The 19,596-nt window shown below is 61.3% G+C and carries 13 protein-coding genes and 2 pseudogenes; 7 read left to right on the top strand and 8 right to left on the bottom strand.

Going from position 1 to position 19,596, the window contains the following annotated elements; all coding sequences use genetic code 11:
• Position 1: 1 nt before the first annotated feature.
• The 3 genes from CWR53_RS14355 to CWR53_RS14365 are packed head-to-tail and all read left to right on the top strand — an operon-like array spanning position 2 to position 3,705.
• Positions 2–1,075, top strand: a complete 1,074-nt coding sequence (locus CWR53_RS14355) for a microcin C ABC transporter permease YejB (RefSeq protein ID WP_023534831.1) — start codon at positions 2–4, stop codon at positions 1,073–1,075.
• A 1-nt stretch (position 1,076) separates the two neighbouring features.
• Positions 1,077–2,096, top strand: a complete 1,020-nt coding sequence (locus CWR53_RS14360; RefSeq protein ID WP_058605100.1) for an ABC transporter permease — start codon at positions 1,077–1,079, stop codon at positions 2,094–2,096.
• Position 2,097: 1 nt separating this feature from the next.
• Positions 2,098–3,705, top strand: a complete 1,608-nt coding sequence (locus tag CWR53_RS14365; RefSeq protein ID WP_058605101.1) for an ABC transporter ATP-binding protein — start codon at positions 2,098–2,100, stop codon at positions 3,703–3,705.
• Between the two features lie 70 nt (positions 3,706–3,775).
• Here the strand turns inward: CWR53_RS14365 and CWR53_RS14370 are convergent.
• Positions 3,776–4,042: pseudogene (locus tag CWR53_RS14370) on the bottom strand (hypothetical protein); the annotation flags it as partial.
• Between CWR53_RS14370 and CWR53_RS14375 the strand changes: the two are divergent.
• Entirely contained in the window at positions 4,032–4,412 is a 381-nt protein-coding gene (locus CWR53_RS14375; protein ID WP_058605107.1) for a MerR family transcriptional regulator, read from the top strand. The pseudogene CWR53_RS14370 and the gene CWR53_RS14375 sit on opposite strands and share 11 nt — an antisense overlap.
• Here CWR53_RS14375 and CWR53_RS23545 read toward each other — a convergent pair.
• Together CWR53_RS23545 and CWR53_RS23550 are read right to left on the bottom strand one after the other, a co-directional pair.
• Positions 4,393–4,842, bottom strand: a complete 450-nt coding sequence (locus CWR53_RS23545; protein WP_371259686.1) for a methyl-accepting chemotaxis protein — start codon at positions 4,840–4,842, stop codon at positions 4,393–4,395. The two genes, CWR53_RS14375 and CWR53_RS23545, sit on opposite strands and share 20 nt — an antisense overlap.
• Positions 4,843–4,977: 135 nt before the next feature.
• Positions 4,978–5,505 (bottom strand): annotated as a pseudogene (locus CWR53_RS23550) (PAS domain S-box protein); the annotation flags it as partial.
• Positions 5,506–5,904: 399 nt separating this feature from the next.
• On the opposite strand from CWR53_RS23550, the gene CWR53_RS14385 reads away from it, so the two are divergent.
• Both CWR53_RS14385 and CWR53_RS14390 read left to right on the top strand, forming a co-directional pair.
• The gene (locus CWR53_RS14385; RefSeq protein WP_100851915.1) at positions 5,905–8,832 is read left to right on the top strand and encodes an aminotransferase; all 2,928 of its coding nucleotides are present in this window, start codon (positions 5,905–5,907) and stop codon (positions 8,830–8,832) included.
• Positions 8,833–9,334: 502 nt separating this feature from the next.
• On the top strand, positions 9,335–9,598 hold the full coding sequence (locus tag CWR53_RS14390; RefSeq protein WP_100851916.1) for a polymorphic toxin type 44 domain-containing protein: 264 nt from the start codon (positions 9,335–9,337) through the stop codon (positions 9,596–9,598).
• A gap of 1,024 nt (positions 9,599–10,622) precedes the next feature.
• Here CWR53_RS14390 and CWR53_RS14400 read toward each other — a convergent pair.
• A protein-coding gene (locus tag CWR53_RS14400) for an IS3 family transposase (protein WP_100850704.1) occupies positions 10,623–11,986 on the bottom strand; the annotation gives its coding sequence in 2 pieces (ribosomal slippage) (positions 10,623–11,521 and positions 11,521–11,986; 1,365 coding nt in all).
• A gap of 684 nt (positions 11,987–12,670) precedes the next feature.
• On the opposite strand from CWR53_RS14400, the gene CWR53_RS14405 reads away from it, so the two are divergent.
• Positions 12,671–13,576 carry a LysR family transcriptional regulator gene (locus CWR53_RS14405; protein ID WP_100851917.1) on the top strand — a complete coding sequence of 302 codons (906 nt, stop codon included), beginning with the start codon at positions 12,671–12,673 and terminating at the stop codon, positions 13,574–13,576.
• 10 nt (positions 13,577–13,586) lie between these two features.
• Here CWR53_RS14405 and CWR53_RS14410 read toward each other — a convergent pair whose 3' ends face one another.
• From CWR53_RS14410 to kdpB, 4 genes are read right to left on the bottom strand one after another with little or no spacing between them, the layout of a single operon-like run.
• Positions 13,587–14,282, bottom strand: coding sequence for a response regulator (locus tag CWR53_RS14410; RefSeq protein WP_100851918.1), 696 nt, complete (start codon positions 14,280–14,282; stop codon positions 13,587–13,589).
• Positions 14,279–16,933, bottom strand: coding sequence for a sensor histidine kinase KdpD (locus CWR53_RS14415; RefSeq protein ID WP_100851919.1), 2,655 nt, complete (start codon positions 16,931–16,933; stop codon positions 14,279–14,281). The genes CWR53_RS14410 and CWR53_RS14415 overlap by 4 nt, the downstream gene beginning before the upstream one ends.
• A 22-nt stretch (positions 16,934–16,955) precedes the next feature.
• Positions 16,956–17,522: a potassium-transporting ATPase subunit KdpC gene (gene kdpC / locus CWR53_RS14420; RefSeq protein WP_100851920.1), complete on the bottom strand. Its 567-nt coding sequence runs from the start codon at positions 17,520–17,522 to the stop codon at positions 16,956–16,958.
• Between the two features lie 10 nt (positions 17,523–17,532).
• Positions 17,533–19,587, bottom strand: coding sequence for a potassium-transporting ATPase subunit KdpB (gene kdpB, locus CWR53_RS14425; RefSeq protein WP_100851921.1), 2,055 nt, complete (start codon positions 19,585–19,587; stop codon positions 17,533–17,535).
• Positions 19,588–19,596 lie beyond the last annotated feature (9 nt).

The raw sequence follows: 19,596 nt of genomic DNA on the forward strand, positions 1-19,596 counted from the left end.
CATGCTGGCCTATATCCTGCGGCGACTGCTGCTGATCATCCCCACATTGTTCGGCATCCTGATCATCAACTTCATCATCGTCCAGGCCGCTCCTGGCGGGCCAGTGGAGCAGATGATCGCCAAGCTCGAAGGGTTCGAAGGCGCCACCAGCCGAATCGCAGGTGGGGGCGCCGAGGTGTCGGTGGCCGGCTCCAACTACCGGGGTGCCCAAGGCCTGGACCCTGCGCTGGTGGCGGAGATCGAGCGCATGTACGGCTTCGACAAATCGCCGCCCGAACGCCTGTGGATCATGATCAAGAACTATGCCCGGCTGGATTTTGGCGACAGCTTCTTCCGTGACGCCAAGGTCATCGACCTGATCCTGGAGAAGATGCCGGTATCGATCTCGCTGGGGCTCTGGAGCACGCTGATCATGTACCTGATCTCGATCCCCCTTGGGATCGCCAAGGCGGTCAGACACGGCAGTCACTTCGATGTGTGGACCAGCTCGGCGATCATCGTGGGCTATGCCATCCCGGCGTTCCTGTTCGCGATCCTGCTGATCGTCCTGTTCGCCGGCGGCAGCTACTTCGACTGGTTCCCACTGCGCGGCCTGACCTCCAACAACTTCGATGAGCTGAGCACCACGGGCAAGGTCCTCGATTATTTCTGGCACTTGGTGTTGCCGATCACGGCCCTCGTGATTGGCAACTTCGCCACCATGACGCTGCTGACCAAGAACAGCTTTCTCGACGAGATCAACAAGCAGTACGTGGTCACCGCCAAGGCCAAGGGCCTGAGCCGGTCACGGGTCTTGTACGGCCACGTGTTCCGTAATGCCATGTTGTTGGTGATCGCAGGCTTTCCCTCGGCGTTCATCGGCATCTTCTTCACAGGCTCGCTGCTGATCGAGGTGATTTTCAGCCTCGACGGGCTGGGCCTGATGAGTTTCGAAGCGGCCATCAACCGCGATTACCCGGTGGTCTTCGGCACCCTGTTCATCTTCACCCTCCTGGGGCTGGTGGTGAAACTGATCGGCGACCTGACCTACACCTTGGTCGATCCACGCATCGACTTTGCCAGCCGGGAGCACTGACATGGCCTTGTCCCCCCTGAACCGTCGTCGCTTCGAGCGTTTCAAGGCCAACCGTCGTGGCTGGTGGTCGCTGTGGCTGTTCCTGATCCTGTTCGGGCTGAGCCTGGGCGCCGAGCTCATCGCCAACGACAAGCCCATTGCCGTGCAGTACGACGGCCAGTGGTACTTCCCTGCCTTCAAGCGTTACCCGGAAACCACGTTTGGCGGCGAGTTCCCGCTGGAAGCCAACTACAAGAGCCCCTACGTACGTGACCTGCTGGCCAAGAAAGATAGCTTCGTGCTATGGGCACCCATACCGTTCAGCTACCAGAGCATCAACTACGACCTGCGCGTGCCCGCCCCCGCTCCACCCTCAGCCGACAACTGGCTGGGCACCGATGATCAAGGGCGCGACGTGCTGGCCCGGGTGATCTACGGGTTCCGCATTTCGGTACTGTTCGCCCTGACCCTGACCGTGCTCAGCTCCATCATCGGCGTGATCGCCGGTGCCTTGCAGGGGTTCTATGGTGGCTGGGTGGACCTGGCCGGGCAACGCTTCCTGGAAATCTGGTCCGGCTTGCCAGTGCTCTACCTGCTGATCATCCTGGCCAGCTTCGTGCAGCCCAATTTCTGGTGGTTGTTGGGCATCATGCTGCTGTTTTCCTGGATGAGCCTGGTGGACGTGGTCCGCGCCGAATTCCTGCGCGGACGCAACCTGGAGTACGTTCGCGCCGCGCGCGCACTGGGCATGCGCAACGGCGCGATCATGTACCGGCATATCCTGCCCAATGCCATGATCTCGACCATGACGTTCATGCCGTTCATTCTCACCGGCGCGATCGGCACGCTGACCGCATTGGATTTTCTCGGCTTTGGGCTACCTCCGGGCGCTCCGTCGCTTGGCGAATTGGTTGCGCAGGGCAAGTCCAACCTGCAGGCGCCGTGGCTGGGCATCAGCGCATTTGCCGTGCTGGCCGTGATGCTGAGCCTGCTGGTATTCATCGGCGAGTCCGCCCGCGACGCCTTCGACCCGAGGAAGTGACATGAGCGAAGAAAACCTGATCGAAGTGCGTGACCTTGCCGTCGAGTTCGTGAACGGCGAGCACACCAACCGGGTGGTCGACGGCATCAGCTTCGACATCCGCAAAGGTGAAACGCTGGCGCTGGTCGGAGAAAGCGGTTCGGGCAAGTCGGTGACTGCCCACTCGATCCTGCGCTTGCTGCCCTACCCCCTGGCGCGTCATCCCGGTGGCACGATCCGCTATCAAGGCAAGGATTTGCTGCAGCAGAACGAAAAGAGCATGCAGCGCATTCGTGGCGACCGTATCGCGATGATCTTCCAGGAGCCGATGACCTCGCTCAACCCGCTGCACTGCATCGAAAAGCAGATCAACGAAATTCTGCTCATCCACAAGGGGCTGACCGGCAAGCAGGCCACCGCTCGCACCCTTGAGTTACTGGAGATGGTCGGCATCCCAGAGCCGCGCAAGCGCCTCAAGGCGCTACCCCATGAACTCTCGGGCGGGCAACGTCAACGTGTGATGATCGCCATGGCGTTGGCCAACGAGCCAGAATTGTTGATTGCAGACGAACCGACCACCGCGCTGGACGTGACCGTGCAACTCAAGGTGCTTGACCTGCTCAAGGCGCTGCAGGCGCGCCTGGGCATGGCCTTGTTGTTGATCAGCCACGACCTGAACCTGGTACGACGAATCGCGCACCGGGTGTGCGTGATGCAGCAGGGGCAGATCGTCGAACAAGCCGACTGCGCCGCGCTATTCGATGCCCCACAGCACCCGTATACACAGATGCTGATCAACGCCGAGCCCAGCGGTTTGCCGGCGCACAACACCCCCGGCTCGCCACTGCTGGCAGTGGATGACCTGAGGGTGTGGTTTCCGATCAAGAAAGGCTTGCTGCGCCGCACCGTCGACCACGTCAAAGCCGTGGACGGTATCAATTTCAGCCTGCCCCAGGGGCAGACCCTGGGCATCGTGGGCGAGTCGGGCTCAGGCAAGTCGACCCTGGGCCTGGCGATTCTGCGCTTGATCGGGAGCCAAGGTGGCATCCGCTTCCACGGGAAAGACCTGCAAGGGCTGAACCAGCAAGCCGTACGCCCCCTGCGCCGGGAAATGCAGGTGGTATTCCAGGACCCGTTCGGCAGCCTCAGCCCCCGCATGAGCGTGGCCGAGATCGTGGGTGAAGGCCTGCGCATCCACCGTATCGGGACCGCCCAGGAACAGGAAGCCGCCATCATTGCAGCGCTGCAGGAGGTCGGCCTGGACCCGCAGACGCGCCATCGCTACCCCCATGAGTTCTCAGGCGGCCAGCGCCAACGCATCGCGATCGCCAGGGCCCTGGTGCTCAAGCCGGCGCTGATCCTGCTGGACGAGCCCACCTCCGCGCTGGACCGGACGGTACAGCGCCAGGTGGTTGAGCTGCTGCGCAACCTGCAGCAGAAATACAACCTCACCTACCTGTTCATCAGTCACGACCTGGCAGTGGTCAAGGCTTTGAGCCATCAGCTGATGGTGATCAAGCAAGGCCATGTGGTCGAGCAAGGGGATGCTCAAACCATCTTTCAGGCCCCGCAACACCCCTACACCCAGCAACTGCTGGAGGCCGCGTTCTTGCAGCCTGAAGCCCGTTAACGCCCACGGCGCGTTAACCGTGTCCCGGCCCGGCGCGCTCTTCTACAGGGCGCGTCGGTTTGACACGCTGTCAGGCGGCGGCGGGCGTTTCACATTGCGCCTGGCAACGACCGGTGACGGGCATCAATTGCAGGATCGCCCACACTACTTCCATCATCAGGATGCCCCAGATCAGCGCTGAACCGCCGTGCATCAGCGCATAGAGCTGCCAGGTACTGAACAGTACGCGACCGGCCGCATCATAACGAGCGAACCGCACTTGAGGATGACGTATGCGCAGCCACGCCCACACGCAGACGATCGACCCCATGAGGTTGGCCATCAACATGCGAATTGGTCGACTTGCCGCCTGCTGCGAAGTCAGCCGCGATACCCTGCGGTTCTATGAGGCCCGGGGCTTGATCAAGGCCCAGCGCTCGGCCAACGGTTATCGGGACTATGCCGATGACACCGTACAACTGGTCGCCTTCATCCGTACGGCGCAGCAGCTTGGGTTCAGCCTCAGCGAAATTGGCAGCAATGTGCAGCAGTTGTGGAGCGCTACCGAGCCGGCACAAGCCGTTGAAGCATTGTTGCGCGATAAATTGGCGCTCATCGAGCAGCGTATGGCCGACCTGCAGGGGCTGCGTGCAGCCTTGCTGCACCGCCTGGACCTGGCCTGCCCCCTGCGCCCAGATCTGCAGGACGCTAACGCAGGTCCTTGCTGACCCGCTCGACAGCGCCGACCACGCGCTTGGCGCCTTCCTGGATACTGCTGATCACATGCCCTGCATGGTCAGCCAGCTGCAACCCGTTGGCAGCTTCGGCACGGCTGCTTTGCACTTCGCCCACGGCCTGGGTCACCAACGCCTGGTTACGTGCCACCACCGCATCGATTTCCGCCGTGGCCGCGCTGGTACGACCGGCCAGTTTGCGCACCTCGTCTGCCACCACGGCGAAGCCGCGCCCCTGATCACCCGCCCGCGCCGCCTCGATGGCTGCGTTGAGCGCCAACAAGTTGGTTTGCGATGCAATGGCGCCAATGGTCTGGACGATGGCACTGATCACCGTCGATTGCTGGCCGAGCGCGCTGATGGTGTCACCGGCCGACTGCAGTTGACGCGCGACCCCCTGCATGGACTGCCCCACTTCCTGCATGACCACGACCCCTTCGCTGGCGCTGCCATCGGTTTGCAGCGACACCTCCAGCGCCACCTGCGCCGCTTGCTTGACGGCCTCTTCACGCTGCACCTGGTCGGTCACCAAGGAAGCGAACTTGACCACCCTCACCAGCTTGCCGCTGGCATCGCTGACCGGGTTGTAGCTGGCCTCAAGCCAGACCTCATGCCCGTGGCGGTCCAGGCGCTTGAAACGCCCGGTCACGTAGCGACCTGCGTTGAGGGTGCGCCAAAAGTTGCTGTATGCCTCGCCCTTGACCTCATCAGGGCTGCAGAACATGCGGTGATGCTGCCCCACCACTTCGTCCAGGCGGTAACCCAACGCCGTCAGGAAGTTGGGGTTGGCGGCCAGCACTTTGCCCTCAAGGTCGAACTGGATGATGGCGCTGGAGCGCAACAGGGCCTCCAGCAGCGCCTGGCTTTCTTGCGCCGGCGCCGCCAGCCAGTTCCCGAGTGGCTGCCCTACCACCGCTTCGGGCGAAACGCCCAAGGCAGTGGCGAACGCCGGGCTGCATTCGAGAGCGCGACGTTGTGCATCAAGGCGCAAGAATGCGCCGTTTTCCAAAACGTCCAGGCGCTGGCGAAGCGTAGCCAGTTCGGTTTCGCGGGCGGCCAAGGTAGCTTTGAGTTGCCGATTGAACATGGGGTCACCTGAGGGTGGGGTGCGTCAGCACCAGCGTACTGTCACTGCTTACGTGTGACAGATCAGTCAATACTTGTACAGGCCCACAGGACGGTCCAAATGGGTGCCTGGGGTCTATCCATCACGTCCCTGATGCCGTTTCGACTCGAGGATACGGCGGTCGTTCCTATAGGCAGGCTTAATAAATGTGATTGAACGGGACGAAGGGGCCGCGAAGGACGCCATCATCCAGATATCACCTTTCTGTACAAGGAATCACCTGTGTACAAGTCCAATACAAGGGCCTTTGCTCCGCGCTGCCGCGTGGAGCGTTTTCAGAAAAACTGAAGACAATCGTCTTTCTTCATCGCCCAGAACGCGCATAAATAACGTCAGTCTCCTTATGACCCGGTACGACCCATGCCTACACGTCTTCATGATGCCGCCACCGTCCTTCGCCAGATCACAGAACGTGTGAGCCTGCCAGCGCCCTGTCTAGCACCCTCCCAGGCACGTGAACTGCTCTCGGAGCATTACGGCCTCTGCGGCGAACTACAGCCGCTTGGCAGTCAACAGGATCTGAATGTGCTTATGGATACTGGCCAGGGCAAGTTCGTGCTCAAGGCGTGCCACGCCAGCTATGCCGAGCCAGAGCTGCACGCCCAGCATGCTGCGCTGGGTGTGCTGCGTGACCAGGGCTTGCCAGTGCCTTCGGTGGTTGCCGCAAAGACTGGCAACACCCTGCTGACACTGGATATAGAAGGGCAAGCGCTGAGGGTCCGGGTCTTGGATTACTTGCAAGGACAGCCCTTGACCCGATGCGGGTGGCTTCGCGCCCCTGTGATCCAGGCGATGGGCACGCTTTGCGCGCGGGTCGACAGGGCCCTTGCAGATTTCGACCACGAAGGTCTGGCACGCACGCTGCAATGGGACCCCAGGCACGCCCCGGCATTGATTGACCGCCTGCTGCCACAGGTGGAAGACCCAAGGCTACGCGGACGGCTGAGCGAGGCAGCACGAGCCGCTGCCATCCGCCTTTCCCCTCTGATGAAGCAGTTGCCCATCCAGGCCGTGCACCTGGACATCACCGATGACAACACCGTCTGGGCTCAAGATGCGCAGCGCCAGTGGCAACTGCAGGGGCTCATCGATTTCGGCGACCTGGTTCGCACCTGGCGCGTTGCCGATCTGTCGGTGACCTGCGCAGCGCTGCTGCATCATGCCGAAGGCGATCCCTTCAGGGTGCTCGCCGCCGTCAGTGCCTATCAGGCGGTCAATCCGCTGACCGAGGCAGAACTACGTGCGTTGTGGCCCTTGGTGCTCAACCGTGCAATCGTGTTGGTGCTCAGCAGCGCTCAACAGCAGGCCATCGACCCCGGTAACCAGTACATTCGCGATAACGCCGCCCATGAATGGCAGATTTTCGAGACGGCGCAGGCCGCACCGTTGGCACTGATGGAAGTCGCCATTTTACAGGCAGCTGGTTTGGCGCCTTCGGCCCCCTGCTTCGTTGATTGTGCACCGCTGCTACCTACCGTGGCTGGCCACCCGGTCGCCCGCCTCGATTTGGGGGTGCTGAGCGTGCACTGCGATGCCGGCAACTGGGAGGTGCCAGGGTTCGACCAGCGCCTGCTGGCAGCCCAGTCAGCGCCAGCGTGCACATTGCATGGGCAGTATCGCTTGTCCCAGACACACATCGATCGTAGCGAAGAACCGGCAACCTGCGCATTGGGGGTGGAGCTGAAACTGGAGCCTGGCACGGCCGTGCAGGCGCCGGAGGACGGCACGTGGCGGTCTGTAGATGAGCAGAGCGGGTACTTGCGCAGCTCCTCATGGGACCTGTGGCTCAATGGTTTGGCACAGGCCCCCGCCGATGGGCAATGGTTGCGAAAGGGCGATGCAGTGGGCAACAGCGGCGAGAGGCTCAGCGTCCAGCTATGCCTGGACAGCAGCCTCGAACCGCCGTTCTTCGCCGCGCCCTCCCACGCGCCAGCATGGCTGGCCCTGTGCCCTTCCCCTGCGGGCTTACTGAGGTTGGACTGCAACGCCGACGCCCTGCCAGACGCTCACGCGTTACTGGCTCGACGCGGGGCCAGTTTTGCCCGGTCGCAAAAGCATTATTACCCAGACCCACCCCAGATCGAGCGCGGCTGGCGCAACTACCTGATCGATCTGCAAGGTCGCTCCTACCTGGACATGCTCAACAACGTGGCCGTACTCGGGCACGGTCATCCGCGCATGGCGGCCGAGTCGGCACGGCAATGGTCGCTGCTCAACACCAATTCGCGCTTTCACTACGCCGCCGTCACCGAATTTTCCGAACGCCTGCTGTCCCTGGCGCCCGACGGATTCGACCGGGTGTTCATGGTCAACAGCGGTACCGAAGCCAATGACCTTGCAATCCGCCTGGCATGGGCCTACAGCGGTGGACGCGACATGCTCAGTGTACTGGAGGCCTACCATGGCTGGTCGGTGGCGACCGATGCGATCTCCACGTCCATTGCCGACAACCCGCAGGCCCTGGAAACCCGCCCCGCCTGGGTACACCCGGTCGAAGCCCCCAACACGTTCCGCGGCCGTTTCCGCGGCCCGGACAGCGCCGCTGACTACCTGCGCGACGTCGATAACCGGCTGGCCGAACTCGATGCGGGCGGGCGCCAGCTGGCTGGGATCATCTGCGAACCTGTGTATGGCAATGCCGGCGGCATTGCCTTGCCGCCGGGCTACCTGCAAGCGGCCTATGCCAAGGTGCGCGCACGCGGCGGGGTCTGCATCGCCGACGAAGTACAGGTGGGCTATGGCCGTTTAGGGGAATATTTCTGGGGTTTCGAGGAGCAAGGCGTGGTGCCGGATATCATCACGATGGCCAAGGGCATGGGCAATGGCCAGCCGCTGGGGGTGGTGATCACTCGTCGCGAAATCGCCGAGGCGCTGGAGGCTGAGGGTTACTTCTTTTCCTCTGCCGGCGGTAGCCCGGTCAGTTGCCGCATTGGCATGGCCGTACTGGATGTGTTGCAGCAGGAGGGCTTGTGGGACAATGCCCGCGAGACGGGGCGCTATTTCAAGGCCCGGCTTGAAGCGCTGGTCGACAAGCACCCCTTGGCGGGTGCGGCGCATGGTTCGGGCTTTTATCTGGGGCTGGAACTGGTGCGCGACCGAGATACCCTGGAACCTGCGACCGAGGAAACCATGGTGCTGTGTGACCGTCTGCGCGAGCTGGGGATTTTCATGCAGCCGACGGGCGATTACCTGAACATCCTGAAGATCAAACCGCCGATGTGCACCACGCGGGCGAGTGTGGATTATTTTGTGGACTGTATTGATCGGGTGCTTTCGCAGGGAGTGTGAGGGGATGGCCGGTTGGCCTGAATCTTTGAGCCGTCCATATGGGCCCGCGGCCACGCGGGCGACCCAAGTGGCTAGGCGGCTGACCTGTCTAGCGGCATCAATAGTGTGAATTGGGCACCGCGCTATCGTGACGTGTACCCAGCCAAGTCACGGTGCATTTATCGCCTGCACTAATAAATCGTGGGACGCGCTGTACAGCATCTAAATACTTGACTAGGAGCCATGACACTGCATTGAAGAAAACCTTCTACACAACTACATGCGTATCCGTTTCTTCTTGTTACAACAGAATAGACACAGAAGCCTCAGTAGGAATATGTTTCGTTTTATCTCATCACCTTGCGTGCGCCCCGGTTATTTTTTAAGGTTGGTGAGCCGGGAGCAGTATCCTTCTCCACCCCCAAGTATATCCCTTTGACCAGAACCTCGAAGAATCCAAAGCTCAAAAAGAGCACTTCAAGAATGGTGGTACCGCTTTTCTACTGAGCTGGTTTATAAGATAGTGCGTAATCGTGGTGAGTGGGATTACAAGCAGCTGGGCCCGCAGTTTGAAAGCTTTGGAAATTTCAATTATGGTGCTACAGGTACTGCAAGCGGGATATCCGAAGCCGTCCTTTTAAGAGCTGCGGGGGCTGCACAGTTGGTTTCAGGCACATCGCAAGCGGATTTCGACGCTTGGTGGGCAGAGGCGCCATACGGTGACGATCCAGTAGATCAAGCATGGATTAAAGCAGGTATTGATTATGCCAAGTCCAAAGAACACTAGGATTTGCCTCTGGTTATTAACACTGCTCTGCCTAGGCCAGATGATCTACATTTATGCATCCAACCGTACTTTGCCAGATCCCGATGAAATCATTTCCGTGTCCCGTGTCGGAGAGAACGGCGCCATCTACGAACTTCGGTACAGTGGTGGGGGCGCTACAGTCCCTCACGTGTACAGGTATTTCGTGATGGAGGTCCAGCCCAGTCATGAAGCCGCCTTGCAAAGAAGCAAAGATTCAGTCCCTTTTTTGGTGACGAGAAGTACGGGTGCGGTCCACGAGATTACGGGCCGATCCGTAAAACTACGCACCCTAAATAAGATCTACGAATTCCACAATACGGCCTATTACAAGGTCGAAGGTAACTTGAATGAGGTGAAATTCGAACTGGAGGCACGAATGCCATAATGGAGGTATATTAAGGCACACCAGTGCTGCAAAAAATCGTGCCCAGCGGGAGAAACGGACATCCCTCTGACTATCAAAGTCATAATCTTAACTGCGCTATCGCTTAGCCTATAGAAATAAGGAAAACCCGCCCCGATTCAGTCAGCAATGCTTCAGGCAGAAACTCACTCAACTATAGTGTCTGGGCAAGCACACGGTAATGAAGCAACGACGCGAACCCTGACTCTGCTCGCACGCCACGTATTAACTCCTGACCTTACATCGTCAGCTTTTTGCTGTTGCTGTTGCTGTTGCTGTTGCTGTTGCTGTTGATTTTGCTTTGGCTGTTGCTGTTGATTTTGCTTTGGCTTTTGATCTTGCTTTTGATCTTCGCGACTTCAGAAGGCCGAACGCAGGTCTTGCGGAGGGAGGTGACAGGCATGGATGCCTGTCAAGCGCTGGGCCCCAGGATGGGGCCTACAGCGCGGTCCTCCCGGGAGCAAGACCGGAGTGAGGGAACCCCGAAGCGTAGCGTAGGGGCCGTATGAATGGAGCACAGCGTTTTTTGGTTACTTTTTGTCGCGTTTGACAAAAAGTGACTCGCCGTTGAACTGACCCCCAAAAGTTGGACAGTGAGCGCTATGGGGCCAGCGCGTGGGTCCGAAATTGTATCGGACTCAGGCCATTAAGTCTGAGGCTGATGCGTTTTTGGTTGTAGTAAGCGATGTAATCATCAAGTCCTGAAGCCAACTGCTCGACATTTTCAAACGACTCCAGGTAAAAATATTCGCTCTTGAGTGTGCCGAAAAAGCTTTCCATTGCGGCGTTGTCTAGGCAGTTGCCCTTACGCGACATACTCTGCTCAATGTTCTTCTCGGCCAGCATATGCCGGTAAGTGGGCTGCCTGTACTGCCATCCTTGATCGGAGTGCAATATCGGTTTATCACCTGGATTCAGCCGCTCAAAGGCTTGCTCAAGCATTGCCGAGACCATCTTGAACTCCGGGCGCCGGTTAATCTGATAAGCGAGGATTTCGCCGTTATACAGGTCCATCAACGGCGAAAGAAACAGCTTCTGCCCCTTCACTTTGAACTCTGTCACGTCGGTTGCCCATTTCTGATTAGGGGCTCCTGCCTTGAATTCTCGCCTGAGCAGATCAGGCGCAACCAGTCCCTCTGAGCCTCGGTACGAGCGATATTTCTTCGCCCTGACCAGCGACTGGAGACCCATCAGCTGCATCAGTCGCTGCACCTTCTTGTGATTAATCATCCGACCGTTGTGCTTGAGGGTCTCAGTGATCCGGCGATAGCCATACCGTCCTTTATGCTCGTGATAGACGTTGTTGATACTCTCTTTCAAAGCTGCATGCTTGTCAGTCAACAACACCTTGCTTTGGTAATAAAAGGTACTACGTGCAAGCCCGGCAGCACGTAACAGCAGAGCGAGTCGATGCCCGTGCCTCAATCCCTGGACAGCCTTCGTTTTCTCGCCTGCGCAGTGCGAGGGTCCGCTTGGATCAAGGCATCGAGCTTTTTTAGATAAGCATTCTCCGCACGCAGATATTCCAGCTCTTCGAGCATTTGCTCGGGTGTCAGGTCGCTATCCGAAGCGGTAGGAGGACTTGCGCTGGTTTTTTTCGATGGCTTACGGGGCATGCTCAACTCTCGGGTATGATGCGGATGAAGTGCTTCAACTCCGCCTTGATCATACAACCTTTTCCACTGCCTGATGCTACTTGGACCACGAATATCAAACTGGATGCAGGCTTGCTGGGCAGACAATCCTTCTTGCTCAATGCACTGCAAAACCTTCAATTTGAACTGGGCATCGTAGCGGCTGTACTTGGCACTTAAACCGGCTGCGCCGTGTTTTTCATAGCCCTTTACCCACCGACGTAGCATCGATGGACTGAGGTCATGCTTTAGCGCCACTTCATGAATGCTAGGAGCAGAAAGGCACTCTTCGATGAGTGCCTGTTTGAGCGCCAGGTTGTATTTCGTCATGGAACACCCTCCGGTGAGATAGGTGTCCAACATTCGGGGGTCAGTTCACGTAATGGCGAAAAGGTGACTAAGCGTCGCCATCGCAAATGGACTATGCTCTCTTTCAATACCCACGCCAACGCAATCAAACTTTAAACTTTAAACTTTAAACTTTAAACTTTAAAGCGTGGGCGCATACAGCAAGTTGATATTCATTGGCGAGGGTGGCGCACAGTCACCTTTCCGCCCTTACGGCGGCTTACTTTTTGTCTTGTCAAAAAGTAAGCAAAAACCGCCTGCTCCTATCATCCGGCCCCTACGCTGCGCTTCGGGGTTCCCTCGCTCCGGGCTTGCTCCCGGGAGGACCGCGCTGCAGGCCCCATCCTGGGGCCCAGCGCTTGACAGGCATCCATGCCTGTCACCTCCCTCCGCAAGCCCTGCGCTCGGCCTCCTGAAGTCGCGATCTGCGGCGCCTGAGCTACCGCGCGCTTAGAAGCAAAAGCCAAAGCAACGGCAACGGCAACGGCAACGGCAACGGCAACGGCAACGGCAACGGCAACGGCAACGGCATCTTGGGCTTAAACTGTAGCTACATTTCCAGGACGAATCTAATAGATGGGCATTGAAGGCCCGGTAGGCGGTAGCAATCTCCCCGCCCCAGCATTACCCTCGCCCCACCCAATCGGCTCATCAGCAGGCACCCGCATGGCCTTCACCAGTGACTCCCTGACGATCTTCCTGGCCGTGCTGGAGGCCGGGTCTTTTTCCGCCGCAGCGCGCAAGCTAGGCCGGGTGCCATCCGCCATCAGCATGGCCATCGCGCAACTGGAGGCAGAACTGGACCTGCCGCTGTTCGACCGTACCACCCGCAAAGCCTTACCCACCAGCGCAGCGCTGGCGCTGGAGTCGCAGGCCAGGCAGGTGATCTGCCAGCTGAACCTGCTCGATGCTCAGGCCCTGCAACTGCATCAAGGGTTGGAAAAACGCCTGACCATCGCCATGGCACCCGAACTGCAAACAGGGCCCTGGAGCCAACCACTACACGCCTTGGCGCAGGCCTTTCCTGGCCTGGAAGTGGAGGTGCGCTCGGCCAGCCAGCGCGAGGCCATCCGCTTGCTGCATGACGGCACCGTGCAACTGGCACTGGTCTTCGAACGCCCAGGTATCGATGAGCGTGAGTCGTTTCTCGAAGCCGGCAGTCAGCTACTGGTGGCAGTCGCCTCCCCCCGTCACCCCGCCGGCATGCAGGGCGCCTTGCCCCTGCCCGAAGAAACCTTCGCCGAACAGCGGCAGATCATCGTCGCCTCCGGCAACCCCACCGGCTCCGACCCGCGCATGGTGCTGTCCCGGCGCATCTGGCTGACCGATAGCTACCTGGCCACACTGGACCTGGTGCACTCAGGCCTTGGCTGGGCCTATCTGCCGCAGCCCCTGGTCGAGCCGCTCATCGCCTCGGGCGCGCTGGCTGAGGTGCGCTTTGACAATATGGCCAGTCGCCTGCGCCTGTGGGTGGACATCATCTGGATCAAGCCTCGACCCTTGGGCCTCGGCGCAAGGCACTACCTGGACAGTGTCCGCAAGCTATTCGAAAAGGACCCGCCCAGGGCCTGAGCCAGGCCGCTCACTGCACCGGCGCGAGCAATCGGTACCCTACCCCTGCCTCGGTGGCGATGAAGCGCGGCGCCATCGGGTCGTCGCCAAGCTTCTGCCGCAGGTGCCCGACCACGATGCGCAAGTAATGCGTGTCACCCACATGGGTTGGCCCCCAGATGTCCTTGAGCAGTTGCTGCTGAGTGATAACGCGCCCGGGATGGCTCGCGAGTTGCGCCAACAGTGCATATTCCTTGCGGGTCAAGGTCACATCGGCGTCTTCCAGGGTCACGCGTCGCAAGGCAAGATCGACGGTCAGCGGTCCGATGCTGATGCGGGCCGGTGCGCTGCCCATCTGCGGCACCTGCCTGAGCAGGGCACGAACGCGTGCAAGAAACTCCTGAATGCCAAACGGCTTGGTCACATAGTCATTGGCGCCGGCGTCCAGGGCGTCGACCTTCTGTACTTCGCTGGCGCGTACTGACAAGACCATCACCGGCACCGTGCTCCACTGGCGCAGTTCGCGCAGCACCTGCTGCCCGTCCATGTCCGGCAGGCCAAGGTCGAGGACCACCAGGTCAGGCTTACCCAAGGCAGCCTGCGCCAGCCCCTGGGTGCCGTTCTCCGCTTCAAGGATTTTATAGCCCTGGGAAGCCAGGCTGATGCGCAGGAATTTGCGGATCTGAGGCTCGTCATCGATGACCAGCAAGGTGGCGGTCTGGCTCATGGCACGTCGCTTCCGGTGTCCGGTTGGGTAGGCAGCGGCAAGCATAAGGTCATGCAGGTGCCAACACCATCGATGCCCTCGCCAACCCTGACCTGACCGCCATGGGCCCCGACCATGCCCTGGCAGATCGCCAAGCCCAGGCCCGTGCCCTGGCCACCGCGATCACCGCGTGCAGCGGTGTAGAACATGTCGAAGACCTTGTCCCGGTCCGCCAGGGCGATGCCTGGGCCTTCATCGCTGACGGCGATATGCAGCTGCTGGTCGTGCACCGTCACCTCAACACGCAGGCGCCCCTGAGCAGGCGAAAACCGTGCGGCGTTCTCAAGCACGTTGACCAGGGCCTGTTCGATCAACGCGGCATGCACGAACAGCAGTGGCAAGTTGGCCGGCACCTGGGTATCGAGGTTCAGGGGTGCCAGCACGGCCCGCAGTCGATGCAGCGCGCTGCCCACGATGTCGGCAGGCGCTACCCAGTCGCGGGCCAGTTTGAGACTGCCGTGCCCCAAGCGGGTCATGTCCAGCAGGTTCTGGATATAGCGGTCCAACCGCTCGGCTTCGTCGCGGGTGCCTTCAAGCAGCTCACGTCGGTCCGATTCGGCAATGGCCTCGCCCAACGCCAGCAAGCTGTCGATGCTGCCGCGCATGGACGTGAGCGGCGTGCGCAAGTCGTGGGATACGGAGGCCAGCAATGCACTGCGCAGCTGTTCGGTCTCGCCGTGCAGACGCGCCGCCTCTAACTGCTCGGACAGCTGTGCCCGGGCCAGGGCCTGGGCCACTGGCTGCGCCAAGCCACGCAGCAATCGCCGCTCGGGGCCACTGAGCGCCTGGCCTGCGCACTGAGCCACGCCCATCAAGGCCAAAGGCTGGCTGTCCACGGTCAAGGGCCACCACCACCAACGCCCTTCGGGCAGTGTATCGCTGCCAAATCCGGCCGCCTGGTCGTGCTGCCAGGCCCACTGCGCCGCTGCGCGCTCGTTATCGGTAAAAGAAGTGGGGTCGCCGCTGGCTACGTGCAGTTGGCCATGCTCGTCGCGCTGCAGGATGCAGACCTGCAAGCCAAGCCGGCCATCGAGGTGCTGGTGCGCAGCCTCCAGCACCGCCTGACGGTCCGTGGCTCCGGTCAGGCGGCGAGACAGGTCCAGCAACTGGATGGTTTGCGCCTGGGTTTCACGCAGGGCCTGCAACTGACTGCGCTGGCGCGCGGCAAGGTTACCCGTGAGCGCGGCCATCAGCAGGAAAAACACCAGGGTCAGCACGTCCTCTTCGCGCTGGATACTCAGGGAAAAGTTGGGCGCAATGAACAGATAATCGTACGCCAGGAAGGACAGCATCGCACAAGCCAGGGCGGGCCCAAGGCTGGTGCGCACTGCCACCAGCAGCACCGCTGCTAGAAACACCAGGGAAATGTTGGGCAACGCCAGCACGCTGGTCACCGCCCAGGCCAGGCCCGCCGCCAGGACGGTCGCGGCCAGCGCCAACAGGTAATGTCGCCATGCCCACACATACCGGGCTGCGGGCTTGGGTGCCGAGCGCTGGACGTCGCGATCGAGCACATTGACCTCCAGACCATGACAACCCCGCAGCAGCCGTGCAGCGACACCTGCGCCGAACAGTCGGCGGCGCCACCGGTCACGGGACTGCCCTACCAGTACCAGGCTGGCACGCCGCTCTCGGGCATGCTCGATCAGCGTACGAGCCACCTCCGCAGCGCGCAGCACGACCACCTCCCCACCCAGGCGCTCGGCCAGTTGCTGGGCGGCTTGTATTCGCTGGCGCCCGTTCTCGTCGTGCAGGCGCCCGTTGTCCACGTGGACCAGGCTCCAGGGCAAGTGCCGACGCTGCGCCACGCGGCTGGCATGACGCACCAGGCGCTCGGCCTGGTCGTCGCCATCTACCCCGACCAGCAAGCGCCCGCGCAGCGCTGGCGCTGCAGTGCCGCCCTGGCGATAGCCCTGGGCGGCGTCGGTATCGACCTGGGCGGCAGCGGCCTGCATGGCCAGTTCCCGCAGCGCGCTGAGGTTGCGCTGGGAAAAGAATGCGTCGATGGCCGCCCTCGCTTGCTCAGGCACGTACACCTTGCCTTCGCGCAGCCGTTCGAGCAGGTCGCGTGGCGGCAGGTCCACCAGCAACAGGTCGAACGCTTCGTGCACCACCCAGTCCGGCACCGTTTCACGCACCAAAACACCGGTGATGTCGCGCACTTTGTCGTTGAGGCTCTCCAGATGCTGGACATTGACTGTGGTGTAGACGTCGATACCAGCGGCTAGCAGTTCCTGCACATCCTGCCAGCGCTTGGCGTGGCGGCTGCCCGGCGCGTTGCTGTGAGCCAGTTCGTCCACCAGCACAAGGCTGCCCGGGGTACTGAGCACCCCATCCAGGTCCATTTCGTGCAGGGTCACGCCCCGGTAACGGGTGCGCAACAGCGGTTGCTGGGGCAGGCCCGCCAACAGGGCTTCGGTTTCGGCACGCCCGTGGGTTTCGACCACGCCTACCAGCACTTGGCGGCCCATGCGCTGCTGGGCATGGGCGTGGGTGAGCATGGCGAAGGTCTTGCCGACACCGGGCGCGGCGCCAAGAAAAACCTTCAGCCGCCCTCGCCCCGGCTTTGGGAAATCTGCCAGCAGCGCATCGGCGCGGTCGGAATCACTCATGGGGTTTCCTTCACAGCAAGGGTCACAGGCCCTGGCCCGAACGGCTCATCCTTTCCAGCGCCTGGTTCAGGGCCAGGACGTTGACCACCGCAGGGCCCACCAATGGGCGCAGCGTGGCGGCTTCGAGCAGACGCTGCAAGCGTTCGATGGGTAGATGTCGGGCGGCGGCTACCCGTGGCAACTGATAGGCCACGGCCAGCGGCGGCAGGTGTGGGTCCAGCCCACTGCCCGATGTTGTGACCAGCGCCAGTGGGACCGGCCCCTGCTCTGGCTGGTGCAGCGCGGCTGCCTGTGCCTGAACACGCTGCATCAAGGCTGGGTTGCCAGGGGCAAGGTTGCTGGCGCTGCTGGCCACGGTCGCGAAATCACCTGCCGAGGGACGGGAATGAAACCAACCGTCACCCTCGAAGCGCTGGGCGATCAAGGCAGAGCCGCGCACGCGACCCTGCTCGTCTTGCACCAGGCTACCATTGGCTTGGTAGGGGAACGCCACCTGGGCAATACCGGTGACTGCCAGGGGGTACAGCGCACCTGTCAGGAAGGTCATCGACAGAACCAGGCTCAGAGCCGGGCGTAGGTATGCAGTCATGATGGCCTCCTCAGACCAGGTGCAAGGCGTTGAGCAACAGGTCGATGACCTTGATGCCGGCGAACGGTACGATGATGCCGCCCAGCCCGTAGATCAGCAGGTTGCGCCTGAGCAGCTGCGCAGCACTGGCAGCCTGTACCTGCACCCCACGCAAGGCCAACGGAATGAGCACGACGATAATCAGTGCGTTGAACACGATGGCCGACAGGATCGCGCTCTGCGGGCTTGCCAGCTGCATGACGTTGAGCACCCCCAGCTGCGGATAAATCACCGCGAACAACGCTGGCAGGATGGCGAAGTACTTGGCCACGTCGTTGGCGATGGAAAAGGTCGTCAACGCCCCACGGGTGATGAGCAGCGCCTTGCCAACCTGCACCACGTCCAACAGTTTGGTCGGGTCGCTGTCCAGATCGACCATGTTGGCCGCCTCCCGTGCAGCCTGGGTGCCATCGTTCATGGCCATACCCACATCCGCCTGGGCCAGAGCTGGCGCGTCGTTGGCACCATCGCCGCACATGGCCACCAGACGGCCGTCTTGCTGCTCCTGGCGAATGCGCGCCAGTTTTTTCTCCGGTGTTGCCTCTGCCAACACATCATCCACGCCCGCTTCGGCCGCGATGGCGGCTGCCGTGAGCGGGTTGTCGCCAGTGACCATGACGGTCCTGATACCCAGCTTGCGCAGTTCGGCAAAGCGTTCGCGAATGCCAGGCTTGACCACATCCTTGAGGTGAATCACGCCCAGCAGACGCTTGTCGAGGCACACCAGCAACGGCGTACCGCCTGACTGGGCAATGCGCTCTACCTCTCGGGCAAGGGCTGTTGGCATGTCCGCACGCGGCATCTCGACGAAGTCAAGGAGCGCATCGACGGCGCCTTTTCGATAACGACGTGGCCCCAGGTCGATACCAGAGAGGCGTGTCTGGGCCGTGAAGGCTACCGGTTGGTAGTGCCCGGCCGCCGGTTCGACGAAATCATGAAGCTGGTGCAGGTACTCGACGATCGACTTGCCCTCTGCCGTGTCATCGGCCAGCGAAGCCAGCAAGGCCCCCTCCCCCAGCTCACGGGCGGTCACACCGGGCGCGGCGTACAGTGCGCTGCAGCGGCGGTTGCCGAAGGTGATGGTACCGGTCTTGTCCAGCATCAAGGTGTGCACGTCGCCTGCGGCTTCCACGGCGCGCCCTGAACGTGCGATGACGTTGAGGCGCACAAGGCGGTCCATGCCGGCGATGCCGATGGCAGAGAGCAAGCCGCCGATGGTGGTGGGAATGAGTGTGACGAGCAACGCGGCCAGAAAAATCAGCGGCAAGCTGCCCCCAGCGAAGTGAGCAAAGGGTTGCAAGGTCACCACCACGATCAGAAACACCAAGGTCAGGCCGATCAACAGCATGTCCAGGGCGATCTCGTTGGGCGTTTTCTGCCGGCGCGCGCCCTCGACCAGGGCGATCATACGGTCCAGGGTGGAGTCACCGGGGTTGCTGGCGATGCGGATCAGCAGCCAGTCCGACACCAGACGGGTATTGCCGGTCACCGCCGAACGATCGCCACCTGACTCCCGAATGACGGGCGCAGATTCCCCGGTGATGGCTGCCTCGTTGACGGCAGCGATACCTTCTATCACCTCGGCGTCGGCGGGGATCATCTCGCCAGCCTCCACCCGGACTACATCACCCTTGCGCAGGGATACGGCCGGCACGTTGTCGAAGCTGCCATCCGGATTGCGACGCCTGGCCGAGAGCCCCTGGCTGCCGGCTTTGAGGCTGTCGGCCCGGGCTTTACCCCGGCCTTCGGCCAGGGCCTCGGCGAAGTTGGCGAACAGCACGGTGAACCACAGCCAGGCTGCGATCTGCACCGCAACGCCTGGGGTGACGCCATTGGCCGGGGCCAGGCACAACACGGTGGTCAGTAAGGCCGTAATGGCCACCACCAGCATGACCGGTGAGCGTTTGAGCTGACGTGGATCGAGCTTGAGCAACGCCTGCAGCAACGCCGGCCGCCACAGCGCGGCCAGCCGCGTCTGGGCTGCTGCGTCTGGTTGGGCCTTGATCTCTGGAATGGGCATGTTCATGGTCATCTC

Source organism: Pseudomonas sp. SGAir0191 (assembly GCF_002812565.2).
In the GTDB taxonomy this organism is placed as follows: domain Bacteria; phylum Pseudomonadota; class Gammaproteobacteria; order Pseudomonadales; family Pseudomonadaceae; genus Aquipseudomonas; species Aquipseudomonas parafulva_B.

Bases quoted from the DNA above. Each gene is read 5' to 3' on its own strand.
- CWR53_RS14375 (WP_058605107.1), top strand. From the start codon at position 4,032: ATGCGAATTGGTCGACTTGCCGCCTGCTGCGAAGTCAGCCGCGATACC.
- CWR53_RS14415 (WP_100851919.1), bottom strand. From the start codon at position 16,933: ATGAGTGATTCCGACCGCGCCGATGCGCTGCTGGCAGATTTCCCAAAG.
- CWR53_RS14405 (WP_100851917.1), top strand. From the start codon at position 12,671: ATGGCCTTCACCAGTGACTCCCTGACGATCTTCCTGGCCGTGCTGGAG.
- CWR53_RS14355 (WP_023534831.1), top strand. From the start codon at position 2: ATGCTGGCCTATATCCTGCGGCGACTGCTGCTGATCATCCCCACATTG.
- CWR53_RS23545 (WP_371259686.1), bottom strand. From the start codon at position 4,842: ATGCAGGAAGTGGGGCAGTCCATGCAGGGGGTCGCGCGTCAACTGCAG.
- CWR53_RS14365 (WP_058605101.1), top strand. From the start codon at position 2,098: ATGAGCGAAGAAAACCTGATCGAAGTGCGTGACCTTGCCGTCGAGTTC.
- CWR53_RS14410 (WP_100851918.1), bottom strand. From the start codon at position 14,282: ATGAGCCAGACCGCCACCTTGCTGGTCATCGATGACGAGCCTCAGATC.
- kdpB (WP_100851921.1), bottom strand. From the start codon at position 19,587: ATGAACATGCCCATTCCAGAGATCAAGGCCCAACCAGACGCAGCAGCC.
- CWR53_RS14360 (WP_058605100.1), top strand. From the start codon at position 1,077: ATGGCCTTGTCCCCCCTGAACCGTCGTCGCTTCGAGCGTTTCAAGGCC.
- kdpC (WP_100851920.1), bottom strand. From the start codon at position 17,522: ATGACTGCATACCTACGCCCGGCTCTGAGCCTGGTTCTGTCGATGACC.
- CWR53_RS14385 (WP_100851915.1), top strand. From the start codon at position 5,905: ATGCCTACACGTCTTCATGATGCCGCCACCGTCCTTCGCCAGATCACA.